Raw genomic sequence first — 14,307 nt, 5'->3', positions numbered from 1 at the left:
GCGGTGAGCGCAGAAACTCTGCTGAGCTTGGATGATCACGCTTGGATTTCTGAGGGGCACATCCAACCCAAGTAACCTTTTAACGCCATTGAGCCTTGTGAACGCCGAGACGGAAGGCGGAGCTGCATGCTGTGGGACGGCTGTTTGCAGTTCATTCACCAATTCGTGCGGTAATTATCTCGTTCTTCGACACATCGGATGCCGCATGCCCATGAACTTCACCTCACCCGCGACGATGGTTGGCTCTATCCGGGCCATTGCCTGCGCGAGCCTCATGGGATTGCTTGCGACGCCAGGCGCCGCCGCGGACCTCATCGTTCGCTACGACCAATCGCAATTGCTGCGGCTGCCGAGGCCCGCATCCGAAATCATTGTCGGCAATCCCTCGATCGCAGACGTGACGCTTCAGGACGGCAACCTGCTTGTCGTGACGGGCAAGACTTTCGGCATAACGAACATTATCGCCCTCGATAACGACCACAACGTCATCCAGGATCAGCGGGTGATGGTGGAACGCGACGACCGCCGCGTCGTGAATCTTCATAAAGGCACGCAGCGCTTCACGTACGCCTGCACGCCAAACTGCGAGCCCACCCTGACTATCGGGGACGAGAAAGACTTCTTCGATACGGTCAAGAAGGCCAATACTGACAAGACGGCATTTTCAGCCGGCGTATCCGATCAAAGCACTGGAGCCAATCAGCAGTAGGCATGTGCCTTCTCGCGGCAGCCTTCGAGGGCCGCCGTGTTTCGTTTAACGCTTTGTGAACCGCGCGAAACAAAAGACCTTTCGATAAATACGCTTTTAATGTTCCAGGACTACCTCTCATCAGTATGAGTTTAATGAGGGGCGGATGCTTCTGCGCGGACCAATCGCTGGCTTTGTGAAGGCTAAACTGGCGAGCAGCCTCGGCCGCTTGAAACGCGACGACCGCGGCGCCACGGCCGTCGAGTTTGCAATCGTCGTCACGCCCTTCTTCATGTTCATTTTTTGCCTCGTGGGCTGCGCCTTCTACTTCTTCATGACGAACTCGATCGAGAAGGGGCTGGATCAAGCCGCGCGGCTCGTGCGGACAGGCCAAGCCGTCACCGCAAAGATGACCGTCGAACAATTCAGAAAAACCATTTGCTCGGGCGCAGGCAGTTGGGTCGACTGCAACAAACTGAAAGTGTACGCGGCGGCGTCAACAGGCTGGAACGATAAGCCTACGCTTATCAACTGCCTGAACGACAACAGCAATCAAGATAAGCTCATGGTGCCGACTGACCTGATTGCTAAGCACACCGGCACCGCAAGCCAGGTCGTGTTTGTGACCACCTGCTACAAATGGAATTTCACGAAGATTCTTCCCTTTTTCAAATTCGGAAATGCGCCGGATGGATCAACGATGCTGCAGGCGGCGACCGCGTTCCGCAGCGAACCCTATGCGAACAATTGAACCATGCATCATAGCAGCCGCTGCCGATTGTCGAATTTGCTTCGCCGCTTCCGCCGGAACACTGCGGGAGTCGCTGCCGTCGAATTCGCCTTCATTGCCCCGCTGCTCATGCTCATGACCTTCGGCACCTTCGAAGTCACACGCGCGCTGATCATGCATCAGCGCTTTCAGAAGGCGACCGCGATCATCGGCGACCTCGTGGCGCGCGAACAGCAGCTCGGCACGAACACCGCGGAAGCGAAAGCTCAGCTGACATCTCTCATGACAGCTGCCCAGCAAGCGATGGCGCCCTACTCGTCTTCGTCGCTGCAGATGGGCATCTACCAGTTCCGGGCAAAAAGCGACGACGCAAACAAGTCGCGAGTTGAATGGTCTTACGCGTACAACAACATGACCGTTCAGCCCTGCACGCTCACCTACGCTTCAAACAGTATCGTCCCTCCAAACCTTCTCTCGAAGGGGGATGCAGCAATCATCATCGATGCGAAGTATCAATATACTCCGCTCCTCGCGAACCTTCTGCCGAAATTCATGAGTCGGATGACCTGGACGGATAGAATCACGTTCGCCCCGCGCTACGGCTCCGTTTTGTACGGCCAGGCCACGCAAAACACGACTTGCCCGGCCTAAAAGAGCCATTCCCGCAAATTTCGCGGCGATGTGCGCTTCGCGCACCATCAATCCCCCATTATTTATACATTTTTTGATTAATCAGGGTACTGAGGAAATTGTTCCTCCGGCGCTCTGACGAAGAGCATTCCATTATCCGCGCCCCCACGAACCGCGAAGCGCCAAGGAATTTTATTCCTTCGCCCGGCGCTTACAAATGGGTAATGCGCACTATCGGTGTACGGACCCTCCCTTGTCCAGGTTACGTCCATTCAGTACAGATTGTTTAAAAGCTTTCCGGGGATCGTGAACGTATGGGACGAAGATCCGTACACTCGCCAGAGGAATTGCGGCAGCTCATTCTCGACGCGTCACAAACAATCGTAGAGCGGAACGGTATCACGGGCCTGTCTGCCCGAGAAATCGCGCGCATGATCGGCTACTCCCCGGGCACCCTTTATAATATCTTCGAAAACCTGGACGACGTTCTGTTGACCCTGCAAGTTCAGCTGATGGGTCGCACGCTTGATCATATGAAGCGCGTTCCGCTCGGACCCGACAGCGACAAGAATGTCGAAGCCCTCGCACATGGCTACGTCGATTTCGCACTCGTCAATCGGCGCATGTGGAATTTGTTCCTCGCCCACAGCTTGCCGCCAGGAACGAGCGTTCCCGCGCTACTTCACGACTATACGAACAGCCTGATCGACATCGTCAGAACCGCGCTGGAGCCGATTGCCCCGAATGCGCCGCGGGCATCTCTGGAAGCAATGGCGCGCGCCCTGTGGGCAGGCCTTAACGGCATCACGGCGATCGCCGCGACCGAAAAGGGCGTCTACCTCACACCGGCCACCGCGCAATCCTATGCCCGGGAATTGACGACGCTCTTTCTGAAAGGTCTGCGCAGCGACACCGCGCGCGTCAGCGATGTGGCTTCCACGCGAAGCTAGCGCTGCATCACTTCTTCCGGTGCCGCTTTGGTCTCCTGACCATCACCACCGATTGAGCCCGTTGTAATGCCGCGCGGTTCGTCCGCCTTCCGGCTGGCCACGTGCGGTCCATTGACGAGCCCAAACCACTTGCCGGCCGGAAGAATGCGCTGTTGCAGGCCCGTCCACATACTCCGCGAGCTGAGCCCATCGACGAACGTGCTGGTCTGTGGCGACAGCATAATCGCGACGGCGGTCGCGCACGCCATAGCTGCGGACGCCATGACGTTCCTGCGGTCGATGAATTTCAGCGCCGTGCCGAACGACGCCTTGATGCGCGTATCCATCACGTCGACGGAGTAGATCTCGTCCAGCGTCAGGTGGGTGATGTAGCCGACGAACATGAACACGGCAGCAAGCCAGGCAACGCCATCGGGTTTTCCGAGCAGATGCCGGAATACGATCGCTGTCGCAATCGATGAGAAGACCGCGGCGAGGATCGAGTGCCAGATCCCCCGATGAACGGAAATGCGATGGAAGACCGAATGCAAGCCGTATCGCACGAGGAGCAGCGTTCCGAGCCACAGCACCCAAAGCTCCGCAATCGAGTATTCCGTTGCCGCGTTGAACAGCACCGCAAATGAAAAGAAGATGGCGAGCCCCGCGAACATGGCTCGGCTTGGCCGCGAGTCTTTCAGGTCGATGTCAGGCAGCACGGAACCCAGCACGCCAGCCAAGGTTACTGCGACGAGATTCTGCGGGGCGACGACGTCTGCGGCCAATGTCAGGGTTGCAAGCGCACCCGTGACGACGGTACCAATCGCAATGTGAGTGGTGAAATTCGCCATGGCTGCCCCAAACCCAATGCCCGCGTGGAAGCCCAGACGTTAGGACTGGCTGGCGGACCTCTCCTGGGGTAATGGAGCATCAGATTCGCTCCGCGCGGACGAGGGCCCAGCGCGGCACAAATGTGGATAAGCCGGGTCAGCACATTATGACTGCCGCGGCAGTCAAGACGCTCTCTCCCCATGTGGCGCAGCGATTCGAAATATGAGACCAAATGCGCTGCCATTGACGGAAAACCGCTCTTAATGTCCTCCGCCACCAGAACGAAGCACGACCTCATCGCACGCATTGCTGCGATCAACATCGCCGTCTCGCTGACGGTCGTGACGTTGAAGTATGTCGCGTACGCGGTTTCGGGATCCGTGGCGCTCTTCTCCGATGCTCTCGAGAGCATCGTCAACGTCATGACCGCGCTCGCAGCCTACGGTGCCATCCGCTGGAGTTCGAAACCGCCGGATTCCGATCACCCCTTCGGTCATTATAAGGCAGAGTTCATCGCGGCCATGTTCGAAGGCGCGATGATCGCCATTGCCGCGCTGCTCATCCTGTACAAAGCCTACTCAGGCCTCGTGCACGGCGTCGTGTTCGAGCAGCCAGGTCTCGGCCTCGCGATCAGCGTTCTATCGACGGTCATAAACGGCGGCTGGGCATGGGCTCTCATCCGTTGGGGTACAACGCACCGTTCGCCCGCGCTGGTCGCCGACGGCCAGCACCTCTTTACCGATGTCATCACCTCGGTCGGCGTCGTCGCAGGGCTCGCCATCGCCGTGGCGACGGGCTGGTACATCCTCGATCCGCTGCTTGCAGGTGCCGTGGCGCTACACATTCTCTACATGGGGTACCGGATCGCGACCGACTCCATGTCGCGATTGATGGATCAGGCGGCGAGCCCGGAAATCGAAGGCCGCATCCGCGGCGTGATCGAGGCGAACGGCCACGGCGCACTCGAGGCCCATGATATCCGCACCCGGCAAGCGGGCCGCGCGCTCTTCATCGAATTTCACCTCGTGGTGCCGGGTTCGATGAGCGTGGACGAAGCGCACGATATTTGCGATCGCATCGAGCATTCGATCGAACGCAGCATCGAAGGCTCGGAAGTCGTGATCCACGTCGAGCCGGATCACAAGGCGAAGCCGGAGGCCTCAGGGGCCGTACCGCTTTAAGCGCGTACCGCCCACAAATCGTATTCATCGGCTTCGATGACTTTGCCGCGGATCACATCACCCGGCTTCAGTCCGTCTTCGCCGTTCAAGAACACGTTGCCGTCGATTTCGGGCGCATCCCACTTCGAGCGTCCGATGGCGCCGTCTTCATCGACTTCATCGATGATGATGTCGATCTCGGAGCCGACGCGCGCGCGCAGGAGTTCGCTGCTGACGTCCTTCTGCGCCGCCATGAAGCGATGCCAGCGCTCTTCCTTCACCTCTTCGGGAACCGCACCCTCGATCGCATTGGCCGGTGCGCCATCGACGGCTTCATATTTGAAGCAACCCGCGCGGTTGATCTTGGCTTCCTTGAGCCAGGTGAGCAGAAACTCGAAATCCTCGTCCGTCTCGCCCGGGAAGCCGACAATGAACGTCGAGCGGATGGCGAGATCCGGGCAGACATCGCGCCAGCGGCGAATCCGTTCCGCCGTCTTCTCCTGCGAGGCCGGACGGCGCATCGCCTTCAGCACGGACGGAGACGCATGCTGAAACGGAATGTCGAGATAAGGCAGGATTTTTCCGTCCGCCATCAGCGGAATGACCTCATCGACGTGCGGATAGGGATACACATAATGCATCCGCACCCACGCGCCGAGATCGCCCAGCGCCCGCGACAGGTCGAGGAAGCGTGCTTTGAGCGGGCCGCCCTTCCATGGGCTTTCCGCGTACTTCAGATCGAGACCGTAGGCGCTCGTATCCTGGCTGATGACGAGCAGCTCCTTGACGCCGGCGTTCACGAGGCGCTCGGCCTCAGTCATCACGTGGTTGGCCGGCCGGCTGGCAAGATCGCCGCGCAAAGACGGAATGATGCAGAAGGTGCAGCGATTGTTGCAGCCTTCCGAAATCTTGAGATACGCGTAATGGCGGGGCGTGAGCCGCAGTCCTTCCGGCGGCACGAGATCGAGGAATGGATCGTGCAGCGGCGGCACGGCATCGTGCACCGCTTCGACGACCTGCTCGTATTGATGCGGACCGGTCACGGCTAGAACGCCCGGATGCGCCTCGCGAATACGGCCCTCCTCGACGCCGAGGCAGCCCGTGACGATGACGCGGCCATTGCCGTTCATCGCTTCGCCAATGGCGTCGAGGCTTTCCTGCTTGGCGGAATCGAGAAACCCGCACGTGTTCACCACGACGACGTCGGCACCCGAATAATCCCGCGCGATCGAATAGCCTTCCGACCGCAGCTTGGTGATGATGCGTTCGCTGTCGACCAGCGCCTTCGGACAGCCGAGCGAAACGAACCCGACTTTGGGCGCGCGCGGCTGCGGCGCACCGGAGCCATGCGCCAGCCGCCGGACCTTTGCGCTTGCCTTTGCCTTGATCTTTACAGAGGGTCTCGCCATGTTCGCGCTTCTAGCCTCCGGGCTTCACAAGCGCAATCGCGACACTGTAGCAGCCCCTCAGAGATGCCCCGTGACCGACCTGCAAACTGATCAAGTTGCCGCCAAAACCAATGCTCCGATCACCGATCCGCGGGCGGCAGCAAAGGCTTGGCTCGAAGCCGGCCGGCCTGTCGCCATCGCCACGGTCATTGATACCTGGGGCTCAGCGCCCGTCCGCACAGGCGGTCAGATGGCAATCGCCGGTATCGACGAATTCCAGGGCTCGGTATCCGGAGGGTGCATCGAAGCGGATGTGATCGCGGCCAGCCTCGACGTCATCGAAACCGGCAAACCCGAAACCTTGAGTTTCGGAATTGCCGATGAAATCGCCTGGCGCGCCGGCCTCGCCTGCGGCGGCAAGCTGCGTGTTTACGTTTCGCGCCTCGATCCGGCAGCCGACCTTGATTTCATCGAGCGATTGGATGAAGCCGCAGCCCACCGCACGCCGATCGTGGTGGCGACGCGCCTCGCCGACGGCAGCCGCGAAATCCGCAATGGTTCGGCAGCAGCGGAGACAGCAATCGCCGACGTTGTCCGGCGCGGCCGCAGCGGCGTCGATGACAGCGGCGAGTATTTCCTGCATGCGCTGACGCCGCCACCGCGCATCGTCATCATCGGCGCAACGCATATCGCTCAACATCTGGCAACGATGGCGACAGCGTCGGGCTATGACGTCAAGGTGCTGGACCCGAGAACGGCATTTGCGAGCACCGCGCGTTTCGAGGCATCACAGATCATCGCCGGATGGCCCGAAGGCCGCTTCCGCGAAATGGCGGCCGATCCGTTCTCCGCCGTCGTGACGCTGACCCACGTCGACCACATCGATGATGAAGCGCTCGCCATCGCTTTGAAGTCGCCGTGCCGGTACATCGGCGCTCTGGGCTCGCGGCGCACGCACGCCAAGCGCGTGGAACGGCTGAAGGCTTTGGGCTTCACTGATGACGACATCGCCCGCATCAACGCCCCCGTCGGACTCAATATCGATGCCGAGACGCCGGGCGAAATTGCGACATCCATCCTCGCGCAGATCATTCAGGCTTTCCGGAAAGCGCCCGCGTGAAGCTCGCCGCGATCATCCTCGCTGCCGGACGCTCATCGCGCTTCGAAGATGGTCATAAGCTGCTCGTCGAAATTGGCGGCGTGCCGATCATTGCCCACGTCTGCGCCGCCCTCGCCCAATCCAAGATCGATGACATCGTTCTGGTAACAGCTGGGCGAGACGACGCGGTGGCGCGTGCCGCGGGATCAGGCCGCTGGCGGCAAGTCGAAATTCCGGACTTCACCGGAGGGCTCTCGACCTCGCTGCGCGCCGGGCTCGCCAGCGTCAGTCAAACCGCGGACGGGGTGCTCGTTGCCCTCGGTGACATGCCGGGAATAACGAGCGGCCTTGTCGATACGCTGATAGCGGCCTTTGAGACCGACCCCGGCGCAATCGTCTTTCCAGCGATGAGCGACGGCCGCCGCGGTCATCCGATCATCTGGCCAAAAGCCCTATTCCCGGCGCTGCAAGCGGTATCGGGAGATTCCGGCGGCAGGACGATCCTCGCTGAACACCGGAACCTTTGGCACCCCGTCACGTGGGATGAACCGGGCGCCTTCACCGACATCGACACGCGCGCCGACCTTCAGACCTATATCGGCGAAGTTCAGCCGACCCGGCGCAAGTGATTGTCGAACGCGACGTCTTGCAGCTCGCGCTCTGTGATGGTCGAAGCCCGCGGCGTCTCATAGCGAATGACGCCGAAGCCCGAGGACGCCGCGAAATTCTCCGCGCCCTCAGGCGCGATTCCGCACACGTCTTTGAGATCGCTCTGGCCGACGACTTTGGCCGTCCGCGTATCGACATAGAGCACGTGCCCCGCTTTGGGCGCGCTCGCCGCGATCGTCAGCCCATCCGAGCTGACGGCCATTGAGCCGATATAGCCCTTGAGATCGCTGCCGCCCTTGCCCTGCGGTTCGATCAGCTTCAGCGCCCGGTCCGGCCCCGCGCTGCCGACGAGCTGCGGCGTCTCACTCGGGCTGCCCTCCCACTGCGCGCCGAACCATACAAGACCCGCAGCGTCCTGAGTGACATGCCGGATGGAAAGCGACTGCAGCTCGCCCGTCATGTCGTGCTTGGCGATGAGCTTGCCGGTCACGGCATCAACGAACGCCAACGACGGCTCCATCTCATCGACGTTGAGATTGACGCGGCCAGCGTCCGGCACCGTATCGAGACCGCCGTTCCCGACCGCAATCGTCCGTCCATCCGCCAGCAGCATGATCTCGTGCGGCCCGGTGCCATAGCTTGAATGCTCGCCGATCTTCTTGAAGCCGGACGCAACATCGTAGATGCCGATCACGCCCATGCCGGTCTCGATGTCGTTTTCCGAAGCATAGAGCAGCCGCCCGTCCTGCGAGAAACTGCCGTGGCCGAAGTAATGCCGCCCATCGCCGGGCGTGAAGATATGTGGCGGACTGTTCTTATCCAACTCGAAAGCAACGGCGAACGAGCCCGGCCGCCGCGCGAACGCGGCAACCCGGTTTGAAGGACGATGAATGGCAATGTCGTGGCCCCGGCCCGACAGCGGAACCTCGCGAACGACGGACCCATCGGCGCGAAGGAGCAGCACGCCGTAGCTCCCTTGCGCATGCCGCATGGCGCTCACATAGGCAATGTCGTCAGCGCTCGCGCCGGCGGCGGCAAAAGCCCCCTGCAGGCGCGCCGTGCCGACGAACGCCAGCGTGCCGAGAAGCAATGATCTGCGATCAATCGCCATCGAGTTCATTGAACCCCACTGTGAGCTTGGCCGTCACCGCCAGCCGGTTGGCAACCATGTTGCGGAGCGCGTTCGCGCGGTCGAAAACTTCTCGTGGCGTTGGCGCATCGTCGCGTTCCGCATGCGCCGCGCGCCCGCCAGCACCGTCGCTCGATTCGAGCGTGCGCCACGTTCCGTTGGCCCAATCCTTCATCCAACGCCGGTTAGCGGGCAGCCAGCTTTCCAGCTGCAGCGCATTGTAAAGGTGGCGCAGCGAAGTGACGGTGGCGGTGTAGTACGGCTTTTGCAGCCCCGATTTGTCGTAGGGCGGCTTCAACCGGATCTTGGGATCGATCTGCGGCTTCATTTGTACGTCAGCCGTCAGCGATATGCCGACGATCAGCGCTTTGACGACTTCGACGGCCGCTTCGTCGGCGCTCTTGTACGTATCGTTCTCGGGCCCGGGCTTGAGCATCTTCTCCGCCCAGCCGCCGGGCTTCTCCCACTCTTCCGCCAGCTCGCTCGTGAGCCGCACGATGTTGCCGGCAATGGCCTCAGCGAGAAGGCAGCGATAACGCGCAGACGCGTCCGGACCGAGCGGCGCCTCCTCATCGCGGATCAAGTATTCGAGCGCGGTGAGCCCCTGGACAGCCGCACTCTGCTTGCCGATGGCGCCGGGCTGCGCGAGAGCCTCATCCTGCTTAGTCAGAATGAGGCGCATCTGCCGCGACACATATCCACGCGGATCGGGCCAGAACGAAAGCTGCTCGCGGCGGCCTTTCTCGAGCATCGGCCCGAAGCGCAGGAAATCGACACCCGCATAGGCCACCACCGTTTTCGCCAACTGGTCAGAAAGCGCACGGTTGACTTCCGGCGAACCCGTTTTGCAGACGTTGGCGACGGCGGCAGGCAGCGGCTCGGCCGCGGCTTTCAAGGCATTGAAGTGGGGAACGATGTGCTGCTCGATCGCGGCCTTGACCATCCCCTCGTGACTGAGGGGTTCGCTGACCGCGATACCAGCAGTTTGAAGGGCCAATGCGAAAGTGAAGAGCCCGGCGAGCGTCGCTTTTCTTATCATCATAACCCGTTCACATAATCGACGAGACGCTTCTTGTCGTCCGGCGAGAGCGCCACGAAGAGATCGCGGCTGCGCTCAGCCTCTCCGCCATGTTTCCCTATCGCTTCTTCCACGGTCGCTGCCGACCCGTCATGGAGGAAGCGCCGCTGCTCGGCAGGCACGCGATGACCGATGAGCGGTGCGGTACGCCATTCCGATGATTTGACGCCCGGCTCGCCCGCGCCGTCATCGAGCCCCGGACCCATATCGTGAAGAAGGAGATCGGTGAAGGCTGGAATTTGCCGCCCATCGCGCGTGGTGAGCGCCGGAACGTGGCATTGCGCGCACCCCGTGGCGGCAAAGAGGCTGGCACCGGCAGAATCCGCGGCTTCGTCCGGTGCGCGCAGCGTCCGGATATAACTTTTGACATAGCCCAGCATCGCAGTGGAAATCTCACGTCCGTCGAACGCCGCGCTCTCGCCGTTCGGCAGCGCCGCACATTCCGTTTCGAGCTTCGTGCAGTCGCCGTTCGGGAACGGCATTTTCGGACTGGATAAGCCGATGTCGATGGCGAAGGCATGCGCGATCTGATCGTCGAGCGTCACATGCGCCGCTTTCCACCCGTAACGGCCGATGCCGCGCGGGGTGATGTTCGCGCGTCCTTTGATACCGTCGCCGTTTCGATCATCCGGATCGGCACGTTTCAAAATTTCTTCGTCTGCGACGTCATCGAACGCGCCCCTCCCAAAAAGCGGCGGCGCCAGCCGCGCACTGGTGTGCACGCCATCGGCGAGCGGCGGCCCCGTCAGCTTATACTGAAGGCTGGGCAGGAACCGCGCCTCGCCTTCGGGCATCAGCTTCGGCACCGCATTCGTTTGCAATTGCAGCCCATAATAGGGATCCGTCGTGCCATCCGCTTTGCCGAAACGCACAACAGCGCCGGCGATATCGGCCTGCCCGTCCTCACGCGTCACAACCCGCGCTCCCTCGCCGCGCGCATGGCAGCCGGTGCACGAACGCGAAGAAAAGAGCGGCCCGAGCCCGTCGGTTGCTTTCGTCGAGGCGGGCGCGGGAATCCATAGCCTATCGAACAGCGCCTTGCCGACCGGCACGTCCAGTTGATCCGCATGCGCCGCATTTGCGGGCGCGATGGCCGCGCACAGGAGGGCAATCGAGACGCGCAGCACGACGTTCACACGACCTCGATGTAACCCATCATGCCCGTCTCTTGATGTTCGAGAATATGGCAATGGAACATCCACTTTCCGGGATCCCCGGCGACGATGCCGACCTCGATCCGTTCCTTGGGCAGGAGCAGCACCGTATCGCAGTGGACGCGCGGTAGCTGACGAAGGCTCGAACTCAAGACTTCGAACATGTGCCCGTGGATATGGATCGGATGCGCGCGCGGCGTCGTGTTCTTCAGCTCGAAGATATAGCTGCTGCCGGATTTGAGAACCGCAAGCGGCGGCCCGAGTTCTTTGTGATCGGCGCCGGGCCACGCCTGCTTGTTGATGGCCCAAAACGTTCGCTTCGTCAGGCAGAGCGGCCCGATCTGAATGTCCGATACCGCGCCGGCCGCTGCGATCGACGCGCCAGTCGGCGTCGCGGAAAACTCGACGGGAATGCGCTGCGCCGAAGCCTCGTCGAGCTTTTCGAACGGCATCATTTTGAGCGGCGTGGCCTTGAACGGCGCGGTGCGCTTGGGGGCTCCCTCCGACTTGAACTCGGCGAGCAGGTACGGCTCTTTTGAGAAGTAATCGAAGAGCTTTACCGAATGTCCCGGCGGCGCAGAACGAAGGAGAAGGTCAACCCGCATGGCGCTGCCCATCCGCCAGGATTCGAGCGGAATGGGCGTCACGCCGTTGCCGTCGACCGCGATGATCGCGGCTTCCGCATTCTCAAAGCCGATGTCGGAAACGCGCATCGGGTCGAGATGATAGAAGCGGATGCGCACGTCGGCCGACGAGGGAACTGTGATGACGGGAGATGCCTCGCCGTTGACGGAGCGGACCGTGCCGGGCGTGCCGCCGCGAGCCGCGCCCTCATCCGTGCTGAACGGCAGGAACTTGCCATCGGGCCCGATGTGCCAGTCCTTCATCAGAAGCACGGCTTCGGCGTCCGGTGGCTCGATCTCGTCGCCCTCGACGATCAGCGCACCAATCAAACCCCGGCCGAAATGCTCGACCGAGTTGCAGTGGGTATGGAAGAAGAACGAACCCGTGTCCGGCGGCACGAAGGAATAGTGGCCTTCAGCGCCGGGCGCGATCGGCTGCTGGGTCATGTACGGCACGCCGTCCTGATCATTCGGAATCCGAAGGCCGTGCCAGTGGATTGTCGCGACTTCGCCCGCGACCGGCAGGTTGTTCTTGAACACCGTATCGAGGCGCTCGCCGAGCTTCATGCGCACGATCGGAAACGTCGTTCCGGCCTCGAACGTCCACAACGGCAGCGTGCGGCCGTTGAAGCACGGAAGCGCCGTCGGCCGCTCGGCAAGATCGAACGTGACGGCCTTAACGCCCTCGGCTTCAGGCTGCGCGATGACTTTTTGCAAGCCACCCGCGTGGGCTTCGAACCGACGCCCGACCGCAAAAATCCCTGCGGCGGCGACGGAGAAGCCTGCAGCCCCAGCCATGAGGTCCCTGCGTGTCACCATGCCAAGACCTCATCGAACGCGAGAGTACTCGTAGCGGGATGGATCAACTATTTCGCCCCGGCGACCTTGCTCGGATCATCCAAGCTGTCGGAACCTTCGATCTTTACTTTGAGGCCCAGAGCAGCAACGACGGCTTCGATGGCGCGGGCCTGGGCGACCAGAGCATCAACGCCGTCAAGAATGAGCTTGTTGCCCTCGTCGTTGCCGGCTTCGAGCATCTGATCGTAGAGCATTCCGCCAGATTCGGCCTTGGTCTTGATCGCCTGCATCTTCTCGAGCGTCAGCGCCATCGCTTCATCGACGCGCTTTGCGGCTTCCGGCGCCTTCTCGCGCGCGAGTTCGGCAATGCTTGGACCGCTCTTCGCGCTCGGCCCTTCGTATTTGCCGTTCCACAGCGCGATCATGCCGACCTGATCGTAATAATGGCTGTTATGCGTATTGTTCGAGAAGCAGTCATGCGCCTCTTCCGGATCGTGCAGCAGCACGCCGAGCTTCATGCGCTCACCGGCGAGTTCACCGTAAGAGAGGGAGCCAATTCCGGTCAGAATGATGGAAAGCTGCGCGTTCTCGTTCTGCTGCGCGATGGCCTTGCGCGCCTCCCCGTCCGGCTTCCACTTGCCAACCATGTCCGAGAGATCATCGACGAGCAGATCGGACGCAGCCTTCAGATAATCGCGGCGGCGATCGCAGTTGGCGTTCGTGCAGTTTTTGAGATCGAAGTCGCTGGCCGGCCGCTCGCCTGCCTTGACGCCGGGTTTGTGAAGGTTCTGGCCCCACAACAAGAACTCGATTGCGTGATAACCCGTGCCGACGTTGGCTTCGACGTCGAGAGCGCTGTTCAACTTGGCGATGACGTCCTTGTCGATCTTGGAAGCGTCAAGAATCTTGGGTCCAAGACGAATCTTCTTATTGGCGATGATATTGGCCGTGTAGAGAGGATTTTCTTCCTTGGTGTCGCCGTAGCTCGCCTGATCGACGTAATCGATCAAGCCTTCATCAAGCGGCCACGAGTTTACGTTGCCTTCCCAATCGTCGACGATCTTGTTGCCGAATCGGAAGCCTTCCGTCTGCATGTAGGGAATGCGCGACGCCTTCCATGCCTCGCGAGCTGCTTCCAAGGTTTGAGCGTTTGGCGCCGCGAGAAAGGCATCGATCGCCTTGTCGAGATCCCGGGCCTTGGCCAGCGCATCGGAGTACATCGCTTCCGCGACGTCCCCGTAATTCTTGATGATTTCCGAAGTCGTAGGCGCCGCCCCGGCAGGTGTCCCGGCTATGAAGAGAGCCGCCAGCGCCAATTGAGTTGCGCAGGCCCATGCAAACGCCTTTTTCGACATTTCGGTCTCCATGCAGGGTGGTTTGAGGGCGGCCCCAAAAAGAGGGTGCGAGGGATCCTGGATCCGATTATTTACCGGGCTTGTATAGAATGCGGGAGAGGCCATCTGT

At 61.2% G+C, this 14,307-nt stretch carries 14 protein-coding genes; 7 read left to right on the top strand and 7 right to left on the bottom strand.

Annotated features, from left to right (window positions below; translation table 11 throughout):
• Nucleotides 1-211: 211 nt before the first annotated feature.
• The 4 genes from VFG26_RS04810 to VFG26_RS04795 all read left to right on the top strand — a co-directional run bounded on the left by VFG26_RS04810 (nt 212) and on the right by VFG26_RS04795 (nt 2,998).
• Complete coding sequence (locus VFG26_RS04810) at nt 212-709, top strand: pilus assembly protein N-terminal domain-containing protein (protein ID WP_325022789.1); 498 nt, start codon at nt 212-214, stop codon at nt 707-709.
• A 145-nt stretch (nt 710-854) separates the two neighbouring features.
• Nucleotides 855-1,439 carry a TadE/TadG family type IV pilus assembly protein gene (locus VFG26_RS04805; RefSeq protein ID WP_325022787.1) on the top strand — a complete coding sequence of 195 codons (585 nt, stop codon included), beginning with the start codon at nt 855-857 and terminating at the stop codon, nt 1,437-1,439.
• 27 nt (nt 1,440-1,466) lie between these two features.
• Nucleotides 1,467-2,069 (top strand): TadE/TadG family type IV pilus assembly protein, encoded by a 603-nt coding sequence (locus VFG26_RS04800; RefSeq protein ID WP_325022785.1) that lies wholly within the window; start codon nt 1,467-1,469, stop codon nt 2,067-2,069.
• 293 nt (nt 2,070-2,362) lie between these two features.
• On the top strand, nt 2,363-2,998 hold the full coding sequence (locus VFG26_RS04795; protein ID WP_325022783.1) for a TetR/AcrR family transcriptional regulator: 636 nt from the start codon (nt 2,363-2,365) through the stop codon (nt 2,996-2,998).
• On the opposite strand, the gene VFG26_RS04790 is transcribed toward VFG26_RS04795, so the two are convergent.
• A complete protein-coding gene (locus VFG26_RS04790; protein ID WP_325022781.1) occupies nt 2,995-3,825 on the bottom strand; it encodes a metal-dependent hydrolase in 831 nt (276 codons plus the stop codon). The two genes, VFG26_RS04795 and VFG26_RS04790, sit on opposite strands and share 4 nt — an antisense overlap.
• Before the next feature lie 243 nt (nt 3,826-4,068).
• On the opposite strand from VFG26_RS04790, the gene VFG26_RS04785 reads away from it, so the two are divergent.
• The gene (locus VFG26_RS04785; protein WP_325022779.1) at nt 4,069-4,986 is read left to right on the top strand and encodes a cation diffusion facilitator family transporter; all 918 of its coding nucleotides are present in this window, start codon (nt 4,069-4,071) and stop codon (nt 4,984-4,986) included.
• On the opposite strand, the gene rimO is transcribed toward VFG26_RS04785, so the two are convergent.
• Nucleotides 4,983-6,374: a 30S ribosomal protein S12 methylthiotransferase RimO gene (gene rimO / locus VFG26_RS04780; protein ID WP_325022777.1), complete on the bottom strand. Its 1,392-nt coding sequence runs from the start codon at nt 6,372-6,374 to the stop codon at nt 4,983-4,985. The genes VFG26_RS04785 and rimO overlap by 4 nt on opposite strands.
• 70 nt (nt 6,375-6,444) lie before the next feature.
• On the opposite strand from rimO, the gene VFG26_RS04775 reads away from it, so the two are divergent.
• Nucleotides 6,445-7,473, top strand: coding sequence for an XdhC family protein (locus VFG26_RS04775; protein WP_325022776.1), 1,029 nt, complete (start codon nt 6,445-6,447; stop codon nt 7,471-7,473).
• On the top strand, nt 7,470-8,081 hold the full coding sequence (locus VFG26_RS04770; protein ID WP_325022774.1) for a nucleotidyltransferase family protein: 612 nt from the start codon (nt 7,470-7,472) through the stop codon (nt 8,079-8,081). The genes VFG26_RS04775 and VFG26_RS04770 overlap by 4 nt, the downstream gene beginning before the upstream one ends.
• Here the strand turns inward: VFG26_RS04770 and VFG26_RS04765 are convergent.
• From VFG26_RS04765 to VFG26_RS04745, 5 genes are read right to left on the bottom strand one after another with little or no spacing between them, the layout of a single operon-like run.
• Nucleotides 8,060-9,172 (bottom strand): DUF1513 domain-containing protein, encoded by a 1,113-nt coding sequence (locus VFG26_RS04765; RefSeq protein WP_325022772.1) that lies wholly within the window; start codon nt 9,170-9,172, stop codon nt 8,060-8,062. The genes VFG26_RS04770 and VFG26_RS04765 overlap by 22 nt on opposite strands.
• Nucleotides 9,162-10,232, bottom strand: a complete 1,071-nt coding sequence (locus VFG26_RS04760) for an imelysin family protein (RefSeq protein ID WP_325022770.1) — start codon at nt 10,230-10,232, stop codon at nt 9,162-9,164. The genes VFG26_RS04765 and VFG26_RS04760 overlap by 11 nt, the downstream gene beginning before the upstream one ends.
• The gene (locus VFG26_RS04755; RefSeq protein ID WP_325022768.1) at nt 10,229-11,404 is read right to left on the bottom strand and encodes a di-heme oxidoredictase family protein; all 1,176 of its coding nucleotides are present in this window, start codon (nt 11,402-11,404) and stop codon (nt 10,229-10,231) included. Before VFG26_RS04755 ends, VFG26_RS04760 begins: the two co-directional genes overlap by 4 nt.
• The gene (locus VFG26_RS04750) at nt 11,401-12,864 is read right to left on the bottom strand and encodes a multicopper oxidase family protein (protein WP_325022766.1); all 1,464 of its coding nucleotides are present in this window, start codon (nt 12,862-12,864) and stop codon (nt 11,401-11,403) included. Before VFG26_RS04750 ends, VFG26_RS04755 begins: the two co-directional genes overlap by 4 nt.
• Nucleotides 12,865-12,911: 47 nt before the next feature.
• Nucleotides 12,912-14,198, bottom strand: a complete 1,287-nt coding sequence (locus tag VFG26_RS04745) for an imelysin family protein (RefSeq protein ID WP_325022764.1) — start codon at nt 14,196-14,198, stop codon at nt 12,912-12,914.
• Nucleotides 14,199-14,307: the final 109 nt, after the last annotated feature.

It is taken from the genome of Hyphomicrobium sp., assembly GCF_035687085.1.
GTDB lineage: Bacteria > Pseudomonadota > Alphaproteobacteria > Rhizobiales > Hyphomicrobiaceae > Hyphomicrobium_B.
The sequence above is the reverse complement of the archived record's forward strand: the minus strand, read 5'-3'. Positions and strand labels throughout refer to the sequence as shown.

Excerpts from the sequence above, each read along its gene's own strand:
- VFG26_RS04765 (WP_325022772.1), bottom strand. The coding sequence starts at position 9,172 with ATGGCGATTGATCGCAGATCATTGCTTCTCGGCACGCTGGCGTTCGTC.
- VFG26_RS04805 (WP_325022787.1), top strand. The coding sequence starts at position 855 with ATGCTTCTGCGCGGACCAATCGCTGGCTTTGTGAAGGCTAAACTGGCG.
- VFG26_RS04760 (WP_325022770.1), bottom strand. The coding sequence starts at position 10,232 with ATGATGATAAGAAAAGCGACGCTCGCCGGGCTCTTCACTTTCGCATTG.
- rimO (WP_325022777.1), bottom strand. The coding sequence starts at position 6,374 with ATGGCGAGACCCTCTGTAAAGATCAAGGCAAAGGCAAGCGCAAAGGTC.
- VFG26_RS04745 (WP_325022764.1), bottom strand. The coding sequence starts at position 14,198 with ATGTCGAAAAAGGCGTTTGCATGGGCCTGCGCAACTCAATTGGCGCTG.
- VFG26_RS04795 (WP_325022783.1), top strand. The coding sequence starts at position 2,363 with ATGGGACGAAGATCCGTACACTCGCCAGAGGAATTGCGGCAGCTCATT.
- VFG26_RS04785 (WP_325022779.1), top strand. The coding sequence starts at position 4,069 with ATGTCCTCCGCCACCAGAACGAAGCACGACCTCATCGCACGCATTGCT.
- VFG26_RS04790 (WP_325022781.1), bottom strand. The coding sequence starts at position 3,825 with ATGGCGAATTTCACCACTCACATTGCGATTGGTACCGTCGTCACGGGT.
- VFG26_RS04810 (WP_325022789.1), top strand. The coding sequence starts at position 212 with ATGAACTTCACCTCACCCGCGACGATGGTTGGCTCTATCCGGGCCATT.
- VFG26_RS04750 (WP_325022766.1), bottom strand. The coding sequence starts at position 12,864 with ATGGTGACACGCAGGGACCTCATGGCTGGGGCTGCAGGCTTCTCCGTC.